This is a genomic window from Komagataeibacter sp. FNDCF1, from assembly GCF_021295335.1.
Lineage (GTDB): Bacteria > Pseudomonadota > Alphaproteobacteria > Acetobacterales > Acetobacteraceae > Komagataeibacter.
In genome coordinates, this window is sequence record NZ_JAIWOT010000001.1 from 2888193 (window position 1) to 2904983 (window position 16791).

Genomic DNA, 16791 nt, shown 5'->3' on the forward strand with positions numbered 1-16791 from the left:
AAAAACGCATGCCCGGTGGGGACCGGGCATGCGCTTAACGTTCAGTACGGATTCCGGGTTGCCCCGGATGTGCCTCAGGCGCGCGGCGGGCGCTTGCGTGTGGAGGCACCCCCACGCGTCGGGCCACCAAAGCCACCGGGGCGCCCCGCCCCACCGCCGGGCCTGCGCGGTGCGAACGGCCGGCCCCCACGTGGCGGGCCACTCCGGCGCGGCGGGCCACCGGCAGGTGCGGTGGCGGGAGAGATCTGCACTTCGTCATTCTCGATCGAGGCGATGCAGGCGCGGAATTTCTCGGTCGAGTCCGGCGTGATCTCGAACAGCGTCTGGGTATCGTTGATGCGGATGGCACCGATATCCGCCTTGCGCACACCCCCCAGGCGGCAGATCAGCGGGATCAGCCACTTGGGATCAGCCTTTTCCTGCCGACCCACATTCATGGCGAACCATGCGCCCGGTTCGGCGCTGGCATAGCTGTCGCGCGTGGGACGGGGGCCATCACGCTCCGTGCGCTCACGCACCGGGCGGGGGGCATCGGGGGTGATGTGGCGCACGTTCTCGGGTGCCGGCAGCCGGGCGCGGTACATCTGCAGCAGGGCGGCTGCAAGCTGCTCGCTGCTGCGGCCTTCCACCAGCTGGCCCACCAGTTCGCTGTCGGCTTCCGCCACGTCCTGGTTCAGCACCGGGTCGGCCAGAAGGCGTTTGGCGTCATTGGCACGGATTTCAGCCGCCGTGGGCACGCCGGACCATGTTGCGGTGATCTTGGCACCCTGCATCAGCCGCTCGGCACGGCGGCGCTGCGACATGGGCACCATCAGCACGCACACGCCCTTGCGGCCCGCGCGGCCGGTACGGCCCGAACGGTGCAGCAGGGTGGCAGGATCGGTCGGCAGGGTGGCATGCACCACCAGCGCCAGTGCCGGGATGTCGATGCCACGGGCGGCGACGTCGGTCGCGACGCACACATTGGCCTGGCCCTTGCGCAGGCTGTCGATGGCGCGCGTGCGCTCGTTCTGCCCCAGTTCACCCGACAGCGCGACGGAGGAGAAGCCGCGCTCCACCAGTGCCGCCTGCATGTGGCGCACCATTTCACGCGTGGCGCAGAACACCATGGTGGTCTGGCTGTCGGTATAGCGCAGTACGTTGACCACGGCGGGGATCAGTTCACGCGCATCGGCCACGACGGCGCGGTATTCGATATCGGCATGCTGCTTGGCGCCCGACAGGGTATCGATGCGCACGGCGTCGTTCTGGTAACGGCGTGCCAGCGATGCGATTTCCTTGGCGATGGTAGCCGAGAACAGCAGCGTGCGCCGCGTCTTGGGCATGGCGTCGAGCAGTTGCTCGAGTTCATCACGGAAGCCGAGGTCGAGCATCTCGTCCGCCTCGTCCAGCACGACCACGCGCAGGTCCGACATGTCCAGACGGCCACGGGACTGATGGTCGCACAGCCGTCCGGGTGTGCCGACCACGATATGGGCACCCATCTGCAGGGCACGGGCTTCACGCCGCGCGTCCATGCCGCCGATGCACGATACGATGCGCCCGCCCGCCGGGGCATATAGCCACGTCAGTTCACGCGTGACCTGCATGGCCAGTTCGCGCGTGGGCGCGATGATGACGGCCAGCGGCGGCCCCGCCGGGCCAAAGCGTTCGGCCCCGCCCAGCAGGGTGTCGGCCATGGCGATACCGAAGGCAACGGTCTTGCCCGAACCCGTCTGGGCGGAAACAAGCAGGTCGCGGCCTTCGGCGGCGACATCCAGTACGGCTTTCTGGACGGGGGTCGGGTTATCGTACCCACGCTCGTCCAGCGCGCGTTGCAGGGCGGGGTGGGTTTCAGGAAACGGCATGTATCGGGCAATCCGGACAGAGCATGAAGAACATGGGCGACGCAGGAAGGAAACTGGCCGCCGGCCGTTCATGCGTCAGGGAGAAGGCCGGTGCATAAAGAATGATTGCCCCAAAAGCCAGAATTAATAACAGGCGGGGCATTTTCCCCCGCCCCCGTGGCAATCAGGGCACCAGCACGGCCGCACCTTCAAAGCGGCCATAGCGCAGGTCGTCAAGCGCCCTGTTGGCCTCGCGCAGGGGGTAGGGCGTGGTCGTGGTGCGGATTCCCACGCGGGGCACGATATCAAGAAAGTCGATGCCATCCTGCCGGGTCAGGTTGGCGACGGATACGATCTGCCGCTCCTCCCACAGCAGGTCATACGAAAAGGCGGGGATTTCGCTCATGTGTATGCCCGCGCACACCACGCGTCCGGCCTTGTGCACGGCCTTGAGCGCGGCGGGCACCAGCGCGCCCACGGGGGCGAAGATGATGGTGGCGTCCAGCCGTTCGGGCGGCAGTTCATCCGACCCGCCCGCCCAGACGCAGCCCAGCGAGCGGGCGAATTCCTGCGTTTTCGTATCACCCGGCCGGGTGAAGGCATAGACCGAGCGCCCCTGCCATGCCGCCACCTGCGCTATGATGTGGGCCGCAGCCCCGAAACCGTACAGCCCGATGCTGCGCGCATCCTTTCCTGCCATGACCAGCGAGCGCCAGCCGATCAGTCCCGCGCAGAGCAGGGGGGCGGTCGCCACGTCATCATCACCCTCGGGCAGGGGGAAGGCGAAATGCGCGTCCGCCACCGCAAGCGTGGCGTAGCCGCCATCGCGCGTGTAGCCGGTGAACAGCGGGTGGTCGCACAGGTTCTCGTGGTCGGTCTCGCAATAATGGCAGCAGCCACATGTATGGCCCAGCCATGGAATGCCCACGCGCTGGCCCATGCGCAGTCCTGTCACGTTCGGGCCGATCGCGTTGATCCGTCCCACGATTTCATGCCCTGGTGTCAGTGCATGGCCGGGAAAGGGCAGGTCCGCATCAACCACATGCAGGTCGGTGCGGCAGACGCCACACGCCCCCACCTTTACCCGGATCTGTCCCGGTCCGGGCTGCGGATCGGGCAGTTCGGTCCATTGCAGGGGGGTATGGGGGGCAAGCAGTCGCATTGCGTACATGATCCGCTCCTTGACGTCCGGGATGTGCGACCCGCCGGTTGTGCGGGTGCATTCGGGTGCAGTCTGGCATGTCGCGGCCGATGTGGGGCATGACATGGGTCATCACGGCGTCACGCCTGCGTGCGGTAGGGGGTCAGCGCATCGAGTGCCGGCAGTTCGGCCATGATGGCGGCGCGTTCATGGGTCAGGAATTCCGCCACCGCTTCACGCAGGCCGGGATGGCTGATCCAGTGGGCGGAATGGGTCAGGCAGGGACGGTAGCCGCGCTGGAGCTTGTGCTGGCCCTGCGCACCGGCTTCCACCCGCTTCAGCCCGTGTTCGATGGCAAAGTCGATGGCGCGGTAATAGCACAGTTCAAAATGCAGGAAGGGCCAGTCATGCCCCTCCAGCCGCCCCCAGTTGCGGCCATACAGCGTATCACGGCCCATGAGGTTGAGCGCGCCGGCCACGGGCACGCCCTCATGGCGCGCGACCATCAGCACGACCCGGTCGCCCAGCCGTTCCGAAAGCAGCGGGAAGAAGTCGGGCTGAAGATAGGCACTGCCCCATTTGCGGTCCACGGTGGACAGGTAGAACTGGTGGAAGTCATGCCACAGCGCCCCGGTAATGTCCGTGCCGCGATAGGTGTGGAATGTCAGCCCGCAGGCATTGGCGTCACGCCGTTCGCGGCGGATGGCCTTGCGCTTGCGTGAGGCAAGGGCATCCAGGAAGTCATCGAAGCTGGCATAGCCGTCGTTATCCCAGTGATACTGCACCCCCAGGCGCTGCAGCCAGCCGCTCTCGCCCAGCAGGTCATATTCATGCCGCGTGCAGAAGGTGACATGGACGGAAGACAGGTCCAGCTCCCCGCAGGCCTGCCGCAGCGCGCGCCCGGCCAGCAGGCGGCGGGCATCGGCATCGGGCGTGTCGGGATGCACCAGCAGGCGTGGCCCCGGCACGGGGGAGAAGGGAACGGCTACCTGCAGCTTGGGATAATACCGTCCACCCGCCTGCGTGAAGGCCTGCGCCCATTGCTGGTCGAACACGTATTCACCAAAGGAGTGGCCCTTGGCGTAAAGCGGGGCCACGGCCAGCAGGTGGCCTTCACCGTCACGCAGGACAAGATGCTGGGGCAGCCAGCCCGTGGTGGGGCCGGTGGAACCGCTGTCCTCCAGCGCGGAAAGGAAGGCGTGGCTGACGAACGGGTTGGCATCCCCCGCGCAGGCATCCCATTCCCGTGCCGGGATTTCGGCAATCCTGCGGTGCAGGGTCATGGTGGTGCCGGTCATGACGCGCGCATCGCGGTTCGGGCGACGGGGTGTGCTGTGGTCATGACAGGCTCCCTGCGGTGGGGTGTTACATCCGTGTTCAGCCGATCTCGAACAGGCCTTCGACCTCGACAGCCGAATCGAGCGGCAGCGAGGGCACGCCCACGGTGGAGCGGGCGTGGCGGCCCGCATCGCCAAATACCGCCACCGCCAGGTCGGAGGCCCCGTTCATCACCGCCGCATGCTGCGTGAAATCCGGCGTGCAGGCAATGAAGCCGCCCAGCCGCACCACGCGTTTCACGCGCGACAGGTCGCCCACGGCCGCCTTAACCTGCGCGATCACGTTGATCATGCTGTAGCGCGCGGCCTCCACGGCCAGTTCCACCGGCACAGTGCCGCCCAGCTTGCCCGTGGTGAGCAGTTTGCCGTCAACCAGCGGCAGCTGGCCGGACACGACCAGCGAGGAACCGCTGAGTACGGCACCCACGTAATTCGCCACCGGTGCCGCAGGCGTGGGCAGGATGATGCCAAGCTGCTTGAGGCGCTGTTCGGGAGTGGTGTCAGGCATTGGTGTCGTCCTTGTCATTGTGGGTCGGGCAGTGCGGGGCCGGTCAGCCGACCAGCCGCAGCCTGCGCCGCCGCGGGGGGGTGTCATCGCCATCATCATTGCCGGACTCGGGCAGGTCCAGCGGCAGCATGGGGGCGGGGCTATCGGCCATCATGTCCTCGTGCGGGGCGTCGGGCAGCCTGCGGCCCAGATATGCATCGGACAGGGCGCGGAAGGCATAGTCCAGCATGGATGTCGCGTAGGATGCAACCGGGTCGCCTTCCACCGTGCCGGCGGGGCCGAAATGGGTGTAGGCGAAGGCCTCGACATAGCTTTCCAGCGGCGCGCCATACTGCAGCCCGATGCTGACGGCCTGCCCCAGCGTGTCCATCAGCCCGCGTACCATCGGGCTTTCACGCGTGGGGGTCAGGCTGATCTCGCCCAGCGCGCCATCGGCGTATTCGCCCGTGCGCAGGAACAATCGGTGGCCGCCCACGCTGGCCTTCTGTGTAAAGCCGCCATGGCGCGCGGGCAGCGGGCGGCGCACGCCGCGTTCCAGCCCGGCCCGGGTGGCCAGCGCGTCGCGCGTGACATCGGGACGCGGGGGCGCGCGGTCCACGAAGCCGCTCAGCGCGCGGTGCATGGCCTGGTGGGACGCGGCACCCGGCAGGGGCAGCACGCTCTCACCCGCCAGGGTGGCGGCGAAGGCGGTCTCCAGCGTCAGGCCCCGGCAGGCCAGGCGGGCCAGCGTGCTGGTGGCAAGCCTGCCATCGGCACGCAGGGGCGAAAAGACGGGGGCGAGGCCGCAGGCCTCGACACCCAGCAGCGCGTCGACCGGGCCGGGGGCGGAAAAGCCCGTCTCGACCCGTGCCGCGGGCTGGTCGGCCTCCACGGCGGCTTCCTGCCAGACACTACGCGCGATCTGGCTGACACCGGGCAGGATGCTGCGCACGGGGGGAAGTGGCATGGCGTCCGCGCCTTCGCCGGAATGGGCGACAAGGGTGGCCAGTGCCACGATGCTGCAGGCGGCATCGCGCCCGGCCTCGCTGTCATAGTCGAAGCCCAGCCCGGCCAGGCAGGCATCAAGGTTGGTCAGCAGGATGGAGCCGGCAGTCACCGGGTGTTCCTGCCCCGGCGGCGGGGCGGTGCGCAGATGCGCGCCCAGCCGGCCCGCGGGGTCGGGCAGGGGCAGTTCGCCATTGCACGGGTGCTGTCCGTGCCGTGCGATCGTGCGCAGTGTACGGGCCAGCAGCCGCAGGGCGGCCACGAAGTCGCGGGCCATGAAGCTGCTGTCGGCCTCCACAAAGGCCGCGAGATTGACCACGAAGCCGGGTCTGCGGTCATGGTGGCCCTGCCACAGACCCTGGGCCGGGGCGGCCTGCCGCATGAGCAGCAGGCACGACAGCGCGCGCGCGACGGGGCGGACGGCCGGGCCGGAGGTTTCCCCCATGCACAGGTCGTCTATCCAGTGCGCCGCCTCCTCGGGCAGGCTGACGGGACCATGGCCGGGGGTCAGTCGGGCCAGGGCCTCGGCTGCCGTATCATCCCAGTCGGCGGGCAGGGTAACGGAACGTGGCGCGTCGTCAGGGTCCGCTGCGGCCTCTACCGTCCGCATGCGCACGCCGTTCCAGTGGCTTCGTGCTGTCATGCCTTCCGTTTTACCGGTGGGCATGGGGCGGGCGGAACCCGTTCGTGGCGGAGTCGCAACTATACATCCCACTGGGTACAGTGGATATGGGGGATAACTTCCCGTGAGCGGGGCGCATGGACCGCAGCCCCGGAACCGCCACCCTGCCGCGGCCGTGGTGCGATCCCGCAGATGTGAGGGGCGGAGGCGCATATCCGCGTGGACCGCGCGGGCCCGCGCGGACTAGGCTCGGGGCATGGCAAATCTAGGCACCCGTATCTATACCCGTTTCAGGGGGCGGCTGGTCGGCAGGGACGCCGATGGCCGGTGTTATTATGAAGCCCGGACCCCCAACCGCACCGGCGGCGGGGAGAAGCGGCATGAGCGCTGGGTCATCTACCACAAGGGCGAGGACGCATCCGCCGTGCCGCCCGAATGGTGGGGCTGGCTGCACCATATGGATGCAGCCCCCCTGCCCGAAAGCGCGCGCCAGCCCTGGCAGCAGCCCTGGCAACCCAACCAGACCGGCACGGCCGGGGCCTATCACCCCCCAGGCAGCGACCTGCGTGGCGGGCAGCGGGCTTCTACCACCAGCGATTATGAGGCATGGTACCCCGAGGGATGAAACCCGTGGCGTAACCTGCTAGGGTGCGCGCCATTGGATATTGGGGAAGCATTGCCACCATGGTTGCTGCTGTTTCAGGGCGCGCGGGCCACCAGCCGGCGGAACTTATTGCCGGGTTTGCCGTGCTGGCCATACTGGCCGGGATGCTGGCCTATGCCGTGCTGGACAAGGGCCGGACACATGAATCCGGTTACCGGCTGAATGCGGGCTTTGCCCATATCGATGGCCTGTCCGTCGGCTCCGACGTGCGGCTTGCCGGCATTACGGTGGGTCATGTGGTGGATGAACGGGTCGACCCCAAGACATTCGCCGCCCAGGTCGCCTTTACGGTCCGGCCCGATATCAGACTGCCAGATGACACGGCGGCGATCATTACCAGCGACAGCCTGCTGGGGGGCAAGTACATCGCCCTTTCCCCCGGCGGGGATGAAAAGATGCTCGCCCCCGGCGGCACGATCGGCCAGACGCAGGGTGCGATCAGCCTCGAGCAGCTGCTGAGCAAGTTCATCTTCTCCGTAACGGATACATTGACAAAGAACCGGCAGGACAGGGCACAGGCCCCGGCCGCCCCCGCAGGGGACGCCACGCCATGAGCCATGATGACGCAGGCATGCCCGAAATCTGGCCGCAGCCTGATGGCACCCCCGTCTCCTGCCGTGACAAGCTGCTGGTGCTGCGTGAAAACCATGTCGAACTGCACGGTATCCTGCGCGATGCGTTCGAGGATGCGGTCATAATGGGCGTGGATGAAGCGGCGATGCGCCGGATCCTGCATGGGCTGGTGGACAGCCTGCGGAGCCCGAAGGCATGAGGCGGGCCGCATGCCGCCTGCCCGGCCTGATGCTTGCACTGTTGCCCGGCCTGGCCCACGCGGCGGAGTGGCTGCCCGCGCCCGCCATGTACCCGCCCGATACGTGGCAGGGCCGTTCGGTTGCCGTGGTGCGCGTGCTGGACAAGCTGGATGCCCATGTCCAGCAGGTCGAGATTCCGGTGGGCCAGGACGTGCCCTACAAGAGCCTGACGCTGCACGCCACCTCCTGCCTCGAGCGCCCGGCCACGCTGTCGGCCGATAGTGCTGCATGGCTGGAAATCCATGACGCGCATGAAGGCATGGCCGCCTTCCAGGGGTGGATGGCCATTGCCGAACCGGCGACGGGCGTGTTCCAGAACCCGCTTTATGACGTGCAGCTGGCCAGTTGCGGGGGGGATGCGACAGCGCCCGTCCCGCCGCCGCTGGCGGTTGCTGCGGCACAGCCCCCGGCACCGGCTGCGAGCGATCCCGCTGCCGCCACGCCCCCCATGCCCGACGGCACCGTGCCGCCCGCGCCCAGCCGTGCCACCCCCGGCACCGGCGGGGTTGAGGGAACACAGGCGCTTCCCCCCGCGCAGGCGCCAGCGCTCGCGCCACCACCGGCTTCTCCCCCGCTGCCCGCTCCGCCAGCGGACCCTGCGGATGACGGAGCAGCCCCGCTGATGCTGCATTAGAAAATAGTTTAGCAGCCTGTCGGGTTGGGGTACCCTGTGAAGGGGTAAGGCTGTAGAGTGTCGCGATGAGCCGCTTCATCCCGTTTGACCGATCCCAGCCGTATCTTCTGCCGCCTGATCTGACGTCGTGGCTTCCGGCTGACGATATGGCGCATTTCATTGTCGCAGCTGTTGAGCGGGTTCCGATGAGTGCGTTCTGCGTGCCAGTGCGCACGGGAGGCAAGGCGCAGTATCATCCGCGCCTGATGCTGGCCCTTCTGATCTTCAGCTATGCGAACGGGTTGTTTTCCTCACGCCGGATCGAGCGGGCGACATATCGCGACATCGGGGTACGCTTCGTGGCGGCGAACCTGCATCCGGATCATGATACGATTGCGACCTTCCGCCGGACGAACCGGACAGCCATTGAAGCTGCATTTGCGCAGGTCCTGCTTCTGGCGCGCGAGACGGGTCTGCTGCGTCTGGGTGTCGTATCGATTGACGGCACGAAAATTGATGCCGACGCTTCGAAATACCGTTCCCTGCGCTACGACCGGATCAGGGCACTGCGCGAACAGCTGGCGGTGGATATCGCGAAACTGATGGACCAGGCGGAGCACGCAGATGCCACAGACAGAGATCCGCAGGCCCTGCCAGAAGAGCTTGCCCGACGGGAAACACTGAAAGCGAAGCTGGACGAAGCCTGCGCCCGGCTGGAAGCAGATGCGAAAGCGCAGGCCGAGGCGGCGCGACCGGCATACGAGAAGAAGAAAGCCGCTTATGATGCGAAAACAGGGCGTCGTGGCAGGGCGCCGAAACCGCCGGATGATGAACCGCCACCCGACCGGCAGATCAGTCTGACCGATCCCGACAGCCGCCTCATGCGGCGTTCGGACGCCCACGAGTTCCGGCAGGCTTACAATGCCCAGGCCGTGGTCTGCGCCGAAGGCAGTCAGCTGATCGTGACAACCGACGTTGTCGCCACGTCAGCGGACGCGCCATCCTTTGCCAGCACCGTGCTGTCGATGGAACACACGATCGGTCTCCCAAAGACAGTGCTCGCCGACACCGGTTACGCCAGCGGGCAGGCGGTCCGGGACCTGCGGAAAAAAGGCATCGATCCGCTGGTCGCCATCGGACGGCCCTGCGCCCGCAGGCCTTATGACTTCCGGCCACCTCCTGAAGACAGGGAACCGCGCCGGATCACCGAACCCTGGCGGCTTGCCATGAAGAAAAAACTGGAAACCACAAAAGCCGGAAATATTTACAGACTACGAAAACAGACCGTTGAACCGGTCTTTGGAATTATCAAAAGCATCATGGGCTTCAGAAGATTCAGTCTGCGTGGCCTTGCAAAAGTCACGACTGAATGGACCCTCGTCGCTCTCGCATACAACTGCAAAAGAATGGCACGGCTTCAGGCAGCATAAGCCGGGTCAGCCTCGGCGTTATCAGCCGCAAAATGCCCAACCCGACAGGCTGTTAGTTTTTATCGTATCAATGCTGCAGGCCTGCACAGCGCGGTTGCGGGCTTGCGTATTCCCCGGCTTTGCCAGAGGCTAGAACAACCATGAGCAAGATTTCTTCCCTTCCTTCGCTCGATCAGCTGCCTCCGCCGGCCCGCGCGGCGTTCCTGCTGGATTTTGATGGTACGCTGGTTGATATCGCGCCCACGCCTGAATCCGTGGTTGTCGCCCCCGGCCTGGTCGATACGCTCAGGCGCCTGCGTGACAGGTGCGGCAACGCGCTGGCTGTCATATCGGGTCGGCCGATCGAACAGATCGACCATTTCCTGCCCGGTGTGCCCTATGCGGTGGCGGGCGAGCATGGCATCGCCATCCGCCACGCGCCGGGCCAGCCCATTGAACGCGTGCCCCTGCCCCCCGTGCCCCAGGCCTGGCTGGAACAGGCGGACAGGCTTGCGCAGGCCCATCCCGGCATGCGGGTCGAACGCAAGAAGGCCGCCCTGGTGCTGCACTATCGTGGCGCACCCGATGCAGGTGCGGCGCTGCGCCGGGTCGCGGATGAATGGGTCGCGGCCACCGATGGCGCCTTTCATGTGCAGGAGGCCAAGATGGCATGGGAAATCCGCCCCGCGGGCATAGACAAGGGCCATGCGGTGGAGGTGCTCATGCAGGCGGCACCTTTTGCCGGGCGTTCCCCCATTTTCGTGGGTGATGACGTAACGGACGAGGACGGCATCCGCATGGCGGTGCATCTGGGGGGAGTGGGTTTTCGCATTCCCGCCAATTTTCCTGACCCGGCTTCCTTCCGTGGCTGGCTTGCCCGACTGGCACAGGGGGGCAATGGCGCATGGGGCGGCTGATCATTGTTTCAAACCGGGTACCCTCCCCGCGTGAGCGCAGCCAGCCCGCCGGCGGCCTGGCCGTTGGCCTGAAGGACGCGCTGCGCGAAGGGGAATCCCTGTGGTTCGGCTGGTCGGGCAAGCAGGTGCAGCTGCATGGCGGTGACCCCGTGCCCCGGCTGGACCGGGTTGACAACGTGACCTACGCCACCATCGACCTGACGCCGCTGCAGTATGAGGGGTTTTACCAGAACTTCTCCAACGGCATCCTGTGGCCGCTGTTCCACTACCGCGTCGGGCTCATGAACTATTCCCGCACGGACTGGGAGACCTATCTGGCGGTCAACGCCATGTTTGCCCGCACGCTGCTGCCGCTGCTGCGCCCCGATGACGTGATCTGGGTGCACGATTACCATCTGTTCCCGCTGGGGCAGGCGCTGCGTGACCTGGGGGTAAAGTGCCGGATCGGCTTCTTCCTGCATATTCCGTTCCCGCCATGGAGCCTGGTGCGCTCCCTGCCGGGGGCCGACCTGCTGCTGGAAGATATGCAGAGCTACGACCTGGTGGGCGTGCAGACCCCGGAAGACGCCGAGAACCTGAACCATTCGCTGGAGGTCAATGGCCTGCCAGCGCGTGGCGAGGCCTTTCCCATCGGCATAGACCCCGATGAATTCCGTGCACAGGCGGAAAAAAGCATGGAGGGCGAGGAGGTCGAGCGGCTGGAAGGCAGCCTGCGTGGCGCCAAGCTGGTGCTGGGCGTGGACCGGCTGGACTATTCCAAGGGCCTGCCCGAGCGCTTCCGGGGGTATGAAGCCCTTCTGGCGCGCTATCCCGAACACCGGGGCAGGGTCACGTTCCTGCAGGTGGCACCCATCTCGCGCGGCAGTGTTGAGGAATACCGCCAGCTGCGCCGCCAGCTTGATGAACTGACCGGGCGGATCAACGGCGCCTATTCCGAATTCGACTGGACCCCCATCCGCTACATCACCCGCCCGCTCCCGCGGGAGGTGCTGGCCGGCTTCTACCGCCGTGCGGAGGCTGCCCTGATCACCCCGCTGCGCGATGGCATGAACCTGGTGGCCAAGGAATATGTGGCAGCCCAGGATCCGGACAACCCGGGTGTGCTGATCCTGTCGCACTTTGCCGGTGCGGCGCCGGAAATGGATGAGGGAATACTGGTCAACCCCTATGACCCGGATGAAATAGCCGATGCCCTGCATCAGGCCCTGACCATGGGACTGGCCGAGCGCCGCACGCGGTGGCGCGCGCTGGAACGTGAAGTCAGCAGTACCACGGCCGTAAGCTGGGCGGCTGACTTCCTGCATGCTCTTGAAGCGGCCCCGGTCGCGGACCGGTCGTAGGCCATCATGCGACAGGCTGCGTGGTTGATGGTTTTGGCAGGGGCGGCCGCCCTTGCCGTTGCATGGTGGAGCGAGCATGGCCTTGGCCATGTGCCCTGCGGGCTGTGCCTGTGGGAACGATGGCCCTACCGTATGCTGCTGGTGCTTGGCATGCTTGCCGCCGTGCTGCCGCGTGATGCGGCGCGCGGCGCGCTGTCACTATGCGTGCCGGTGCTTGTGGTTGCGGCGGGGCTCGGGTTTGTTCATGTCGGGGTGGAACAGGGATGGTGGCCCAGTCCGCTGCCCGAATGCCGTGCCCCCACGTTCAGGGGTGGCAGTTTCGCGCAGCGTCTGGCGTCCATGCCGGCGCGCCCGGCCAAGCCGTGCGACGCGGCAACCTATCTTGTGCCCGGTGTGCCGCTTTCAATGGCGGCAGCGGGCTGTCTTTACGCGCTCGTGCTGATTCCTTTCGTACGGCGTGGGACGCGGGTCAGGACAAGGTTCCGCGGCCGCGGCCGAAAATCAATCCAAGGATGAACAGCACGATGAAGATGAAGAACAGGACCTTGCCAAAATAGGCAAAGGTGTCAGAGATGCCGCCGAAGCCAAAGACCGCGGCGATCAGGGCCAGGACAAGGAATGTGATGGTCCAGCGTAACAGGTCCATGATTCGGGTTCCTTACAGGTGGTTTGTGATGACAGACGGGGCATGCCATCCGTCCTATAACAATGCGCCAGCAGGCACCCGGTTCATCCGGGGCGGTGATTTTGGTAAATGCGGCGCGGGAGGCCGGACATGACAGCAGGCAGCGGCACGGCTGGTTTCCATGGTTTGTACCAACATGGTTTTGCCCGCGTGGCTGCCTGCACCCTGCCTGTGGTGCTGGCCGACCCGATGGAAAATGCCCGCCGCATTGATGAAGGCGTCCGTGCCTGCCATGAAGCGGGTGCGGTGCTGGCGGTGTTTCCTGAACTTGGCCTGTCCGGTTACGCCATTGACGACCTGCGCCAGCAGGACGTGCTGCTTGACCGGGTGAAGGAGGCGGCGCTGTGGCTTGCCCGCCAGACCGCGGGCCTGCTGCCGCTGGTACTGGTCGGTGCGCCGCTTGAATGGGGGGGCGCGCTGTACAACTGCGCCATCGCCCTGCATGATGGCCGGATCGTGGGGGTCATTCCCAAATCCTACCTGCCCAATTACCGGGAATTCTATGAACCCCGGCAGTTTACCGCCGGTGCCGGGGTGGTGGGCGCCCATGTCATGCTGGGTGGCCGCGCGGTTCCGTTTGGCACCGACCTGCTGTTCCAGGCGCATGGCGTGCCCGGACTGGTGATTGCAGCTGAACTGTGTGAGGACATGTGGGTTCCCCAGCCCCCCGCCATCCATGCCGCGCTTGCCGGTGCCACGGTCATTGCCAACCTGTCCGCCAGCAACATCACGGTAGGCAAGGCGCGCACGCGCACGCTGCTGTGCCAGTCCCATTCCGCGCGGTGCCTGTGTGCCTATGTCTATGCCGCGGCGGGGGAAGGCGAATCCACCAACGACGTGGCGTGGGACGGGCAGGCCTCCATCTTTGAAAACGGTGCGATACTGGCGGAAAGCGAACGCTTTCCCACCGGGCTGGTCACGCTGATGGCCGATGTGGATCTGGACCTGCTGCGGCAGGAACGGCTGCGCATGGGCACTTTTGCCGACAATCGCGCCCATGTTGCCGGAACACAGTGGCGGCATGTCGAACTGGTCCTGAACCCGCCTGCAAACGCGCCGGGGCTGAAGCGCGCCGTCTCCCGCTTTCCGTTCGTGCCAAGCGATCCGGCCCTGCTGGACCAGGACTGCTACGAGGCCTTTACCATACAGGTCACGGCGCTCAGGCGGCGGGTGCTGGCATCACGGGCGAAGACGCTGGTGATAGGTGTGTCGGGCGGGCTGGATTCCACCCATGCCCTGCTGGTCGCGGCCCGTGCGGCGGATGAATGCGGGCTGGGGCGGCAGGCGGTGCTTGGCTATACCATGCCCGGTTTTGGCACCAGCAGCGGCACGCGCGACAATGCGCATGAACTGATGGCGGCCCTGGGCGTGCAGGCACGCGAGATCGACATCCGCCCCGCAGCCCGGATCATGCTGGAGCAGATGGGCCATCCCTTTGCCGCGGGGGAGGCGGTGTACGACGTCACGTTCGAGAACGTGCAGGCAGGGCTGCGCACCGATTACCTGTTCCGCCTGGCCAACCAGTCCGGCGGGATCGTGATCGGCACGGGGGACCTGTCGGAACTGGCGCTGGGGTGGTGTACCTATGGCGTGGGGGACCAGATGGCGCATTACAACGTCAATGCCGGGCTGCCCAAGACGCTGATCCAGCACCTGATCCGCTGGGTCATGGCCCATGAGCACGAGACGGCGCGCACCTGCACGGTGCTTGACGCCATCCTGTCCACCGAGATTTCGCCCGAACTGGTGCCCGCAACGGCAGGGCAGGCGGTGCAGAGCACGGAATCGCTCATCGGGCCGTACGCCCTGCATGATTTCACACTGTTTTACGTGCTGCGTTATGGCTTCCGTCCCTCCAGGATCGCATTCATGGCGCTGCACGCATGGGGGGATGCGGCGCGGGGGGACTGGCCGCCGGGATTTCCCGAAAGCGGCCGGAAAACCTATACGCTGGCGGAAATCCGGCACTGGCTGGGGATTTTCCTCAACCGCTTCTTCGGGTTCAGCCAGTTCAAGCGCTCGGCCATGCCCAACGGGCCAAAGGTGCTGGCCGGTGGCGCGCTCTCGCCGCGTGGCGACTGGCGTGCGCCATCGGATGGCAATGCCCGCATCTGGCTGGAGGAACTGGAAAACCGTGTTCCACCCGGCTGACCGGTCCGGGCGCAGGAAACCGGTCCGGCAGATGGCATCTGGCCGGGCCTGATTCTGAATTTCTTAACCCATTCCTGACAAATACGGTCCTGAAAGCTTTCCGGCTCGCGCTTCGGTCACGACAGCATGGGCGGTGGCACATCGGCGGCGCGGCGGGACGCATGACATGGTGCCGCCGCGTGTAGGAAGGAATGAAATGCATGATGGGATACGTGACCGTAACCGGTGCGACCGGGCTGACGCTGGATGTCAATCCGGACAGTAGTGACATCATACTGGCACTGAAGGATGTCGGGGAAGAAGCCGCACTGCAGGATCTGAGCCAGTTCGCGGCCAGCGAGGACGTGACGGGCACGGAAATCGTGTCCCTCAAGGGGGATTTCAGCAACAGTCCGTTCCAGGAAGCGCGTCTGATCGGTATGGCCGGGATCGATTACAACATGGACGATGCCGCCGCCAGCCAGCTGCAGGAAATCACGGCAGGCGGCCGCTATGACGTGAAGGCCGGCTCGGTCGAGATCGGCAGCACCACGTCCTCCACGCTCGATCAGCAGCTTTTCCTGTATGGCGGCAAGGGCGCCACCAACGTGGTGGACGGCAATGCCGGCACGGTGGATTACCACGCCGGTTCCGGCAGCGTGAATTACTACGCCGGTGGTGGCAACACGCTTTTCTTTGCCGGTTCGGGCAGCGACGACATGCGGACGATGGGCGGGTCGGATACCGTCTTCGCCTATGCCGGCACGCCTACGGTGACAGGCGACTGGAGTGCCACGGACAGCAGCCAGTCACTCTTCAACGGCGCGGGCACCACCCTGACTGCCGTGGATGGCACGGTGATGCACGATGTCAGCCATTCCACCATCAATACATTCATCAATGTCAGTTTCCTTGACTATGCGGACACGCAGGTCAACACCATCCAGGGTGGCATGGGCGATACCATCAATGGTAGCGGCGACCTGACCATGACCGATGTCTCCACCAGCCTCATAAGGGAATCGAACGGCAGCCTGAGTGTTACGGGCGGCAGCGGGGATACGATTTCGGCCAGTTCGTCCGCCCAACTTTCCGGTGTGGATGACAGCACCATCGCGGTCAGCGTATCGGGTACCCTGCGGTTCATTGATGGCACCAGCGGCATGTCCGATACCGTAACGGGTAACAAGGCCACCATTTACGGCACGGCGGGGCTGGATCTGGACGTGGGCACCACGGGTGCCACCACCTATTATGCCAGCAGCGGCAACGAGACGCTGGATGGCGGCCTGACCACGGGCAGGCTGCGCGCGGTTGCCGGTAGCGGGGCTGATACGCTGGTTGGCGGCAGCGGGCAGGATACGCTTCAGGCCGGAACGGGCAGCGACTTGCTGCAGGCCGGGAGCGGCACGACGGAGTTCGACTTCATCAAGGGCAAGGCCGGCGGCACCGACATCATCCAGGACTTTGGCAGGTCGGCTGGCAATGTGGTCGATCTGTCCGGTTACAAGGCAACTCCGGCCACCATCCAGTCCATGCTGGACCAAGCCACCATTGCCGGGGGCAATACGACCGTAAGCCTGGATGACAGCACCAAAATCACCTTTGTCGGCGTAACGGACCTGAAAGTACAAAATTTCAAGAGCTGAGCCGATCCGGCCAGCCCGGCCGGTGCCCCCCACCCCATCGGGCCATGGGGGGCACCGACCACTGCAATGGCGGAACAGGTGGATTCCACATCCGGAACGATTCTGTATCGATATGAATTTCCCCGCCGGGACCGTTCCGGACGCCCGATTTTCA

General features: G+C 65.8%; 16 protein-coding genes. 10 read left to right on the forward strand and 6 right to left on the reverse strand.

The window, feature by feature from the left end; translation table 11 throughout:
- Positions 1-74 precede the first annotated feature (74 nt).
- The 5 genes from LDL32_RS13645 to LDL32_RS13665 form a co-directional block, all read right to left on the reverse strand.
- The gene (locus LDL32_RS13645) at positions 75-1847 is read right to left on the reverse strand and encodes a DEAD/DEAH box helicase (protein WP_233067805.1); all 1773 of its coding nucleotides are present in this window, start codon (positions 1845-1847) and stop codon (positions 75-77) included.
- A gap of 163 nt (positions 1848-2010) precedes the next feature.
- On the reverse strand, positions 2011-2997 hold the full coding sequence (locus LDL32_RS13650; RefSeq protein ID WP_233067807.1) for a zinc-dependent alcohol dehydrogenase family protein: 987 nt from the start codon (positions 2995-2997) through the stop codon (positions 2011-2013).
- 110 nt (positions 2998-3107) lie between these two features.
- Entirely contained in the window at positions 3108-4265 is a 1158-nt protein-coding gene (locus LDL32_RS13655; protein ID WP_233067810.1) for a GNAT family N-acetyltransferase, read from the reverse strand.
- Positions 4266-4344: 79 nt separating this feature from the next.
- Positions 4345-4812, reverse strand: a complete 468-nt coding sequence (locus LDL32_RS13660) for a RidA family protein (RefSeq protein ID WP_233067813.1) — start codon at positions 4810-4812, stop codon at positions 4345-4347.
- A 43-nt stretch (positions 4813-4855) separates the two neighbouring features.
- A complete protein-coding gene (locus LDL32_RS13665; protein ID WP_233067815.1) occupies positions 4856-6439 on the reverse strand; it encodes a vitamin B12-dependent ribonucleotide reductase in 1584 nt (527 codons plus the stop codon).
- 235 nt (positions 6440-6674) lie between these two features.
- Here LDL32_RS13665 and LDL32_RS13670 point away from each other — a divergent pair, with 235 nt between their 5' ends.
- The 8 genes from LDL32_RS13670 (at position 6675) to LDL32_RS13705 (ending at position 12689) form a co-directional block, all read left to right on the forward strand.
- Positions 6675-7043, forward strand: coding sequence for an NADH-ubiquinone oxidoreductase subunit NDUFA12 family protein (locus tag LDL32_RS13670; protein ID WP_233067818.1), 369 nt, complete (start codon positions 6675-6677; stop codon positions 7041-7043).
- A gap of 59 nt (positions 7044-7102) precedes the next feature.
- Positions 7103-7636 (forward strand): outer membrane lipid asymmetry maintenance protein MlaD, encoded by a 534-nt coding sequence (gene mlaD / locus LDL32_RS13675; protein ID WP_233067821.1) that lies wholly within the window; start codon positions 7103-7105, stop codon positions 7634-7636.
- Positions 7633-7854 (forward strand): hypothetical protein, encoded by a 222-nt coding sequence (locus LDL32_RS13680; RefSeq protein WP_233067823.1) that lies wholly within the window; start codon positions 7633-7635, stop codon positions 7852-7854. The genes mlaD and LDL32_RS13680 overlap by 4 nt, the downstream gene beginning before the upstream one ends.
- Positions 7851-8528: a DUF2155 domain-containing protein gene (locus LDL32_RS13685; RefSeq protein ID WP_233067825.1), complete on the forward strand. Its 678-nt coding sequence runs from the start codon at positions 7851-7853 to the stop codon at positions 8526-8528. Before LDL32_RS13680 ends, LDL32_RS13685 begins: the two co-directional genes overlap by 4 nt.
- Before the next feature lie 65 nt (positions 8529-8593).
- Entirely contained in the window at positions 8594-9937 is a 1344-nt protein-coding gene (locus LDL32_RS13690; protein ID WP_233063728.1) for an IS1182 family transposase, read from the forward strand.
- 140 nt (positions 9938-10077) lie between these two features.
- A complete protein-coding gene (gene otsB, locus LDL32_RS13695; protein WP_233067827.1) occupies positions 10078-10833 on the forward strand; it encodes a trehalose-phosphatase in 756 nt (251 codons plus the stop codon).
- Positions 10821-12173, forward strand: a complete 1353-nt coding sequence (locus tag LDL32_RS13700; RefSeq protein WP_233067829.1) for a trehalose-6-phosphate synthase — start codon at positions 10821-10823, stop codon at positions 12171-12173. The genes otsB and LDL32_RS13700 overlap by 13 nt, the downstream gene beginning before the upstream one ends.
- A 6-nt stretch (positions 12174-12179) precedes the next feature.
- Positions 12180-12689, forward strand: a complete 510-nt coding sequence (locus LDL32_RS13705; RefSeq protein WP_255673821.1) for a disulfide bond formation protein B — start codon at positions 12180-12182, stop codon at positions 12687-12689.
- Here the strand turns inward: LDL32_RS13705 and LDL32_RS13710 are convergent.
- Positions 12643-12819 (reverse strand): DUF1328 domain-containing protein, encoded by a 177-nt coding sequence (locus LDL32_RS13710; RefSeq protein ID WP_007398807.1) that lies wholly within the window; start codon positions 12817-12819, stop codon positions 12643-12645. The genes LDL32_RS13705 and LDL32_RS13710 overlap by 47 nt on opposite strands.
- 129 nt (positions 12820-12948) lie before the next feature.
- Between LDL32_RS13710 and LDL32_RS13715 the strand changes: the two genes are divergently transcribed.
- The gene (locus tag LDL32_RS13715) at positions 12949-15009 is read left to right on the forward strand and encodes an NAD(+) synthase (protein WP_233067831.1); all 2061 of its coding nucleotides are present in this window, start codon (positions 12949-12951) and stop codon (positions 15007-15009) included.
- A gap of 200 nt (positions 15010-15209) precedes the next feature.
- The gene (locus tag LDL32_RS13720) at positions 15210-16637 is read left to right on the forward strand and encodes a hypothetical protein (protein ID WP_233067833.1); all 1428 of its coding nucleotides are present in this window, start codon (positions 15210-15212) and stop codon (positions 16635-16637) included.
- Positions 16638-16791: the final 154 nt, after the last annotated feature.

Bases quoted from the DNA above. Each gene is read 5' to 3' on its own strand.
- LDL32_RS13705 (WP_255673821.1), top strand. From the start codon at position 12,180: ATGCGACAGGCTGCGTGGTTGATGGTTTTGGCAGGGGCGGCCGCCCTT.
- LDL32_RS13670 (WP_233067818.1), top strand. From the start codon at position 6,675: ATGGCAAATCTAGGCACCCGTATCTATACCCGTTTCAGGGGGCGGCTG.
- LDL32_RS13650 (WP_233067807.1), bottom strand. From the start codon at position 2,997: ATGTACGCAATGCGACTGCTTGCCCCCCATACCCCCCTGCAATGGACC.
- LDL32_RS13715 (WP_233067831.1), top strand. From the start codon at position 12,949: ATGACAGCAGGCAGCGGCACGGCTGGTTTCCATGGTTTGTACCAACAT.
- LDL32_RS13685 (WP_233067825.1), top strand. From the start codon at position 7,851: ATGAGGCGGGCCGCATGCCGCCTGCCCGGCCTGATGCTTGCACTGTTG.
- LDL32_RS13665 (WP_233067815.1), bottom strand. From the start codon at position 6,439: ATGACAGCACGAAGCCACTGGAACGGCGTGCGCATGCGGACGGTAGAG.
- LDL32_RS13645 (WP_233067805.1), bottom strand. From the start codon at position 1,847: ATGCCGTTTCCTGAAACCCACCCCGCCCTGCAACGCGCGCTGGACGAG.
- LDL32_RS13720 (WP_233067833.1), top strand. From the start codon at position 15,210: ATGATGGGATACGTGACCGTAACCGGTGCGACCGGGCTGACGCTGGAT.
- mlaD (WP_233067821.1), top strand. From the start codon at position 7,103: ATGGTTGCTGCTGTTTCAGGGCGCGCGGGCCACCAGCCGGCGGAACTT.
- otsB (WP_233067827.1), top strand. From the start codon at position 10,078: ATGAGCAAGATTTCTTCCCTTCCTTCGCTCGATCAGCTGCCTCCGCCG.
- LDL32_RS13680 (WP_233067823.1), top strand. From the start codon at position 7,633: ATGAGCCATGATGACGCAGGCATGCCCGAAATCTGGCCGCAGCCTGAT.
- LDL32_RS13660 (WP_233067813.1), bottom strand. From the start codon at position 4,812: ATGCCTGACACCACTCCCGAACAGCGCCTCAAGCAGCTTGGCATCATC.
- LDL32_RS13655 (WP_233067810.1), bottom strand. From the start codon at position 4,265: ATGACCGGCACCACCATGACCCTGCACCGCAGGATTGCCGAAATCCCG.
- LDL32_RS13710 (WP_007398807.1), bottom strand. From the start codon at position 12,819: ATGGACCTGTTACGCTGGACCATCACATTCCTTGTCCTGGCCCTGATC.
- LDL32_RS13700 (WP_233067829.1), top strand. From the start codon at position 10,821: ATGGGGCGGCTGATCATTGTTTCAAACCGGGTACCCTCCCCGCGTGAG.
- LDL32_RS13690 (WP_233063728.1), top strand. From the start codon at position 8,594: ATGAGCCGCTTCATCCCGTTTGACCGATCCCAGCCGTATCTTCTGCCG.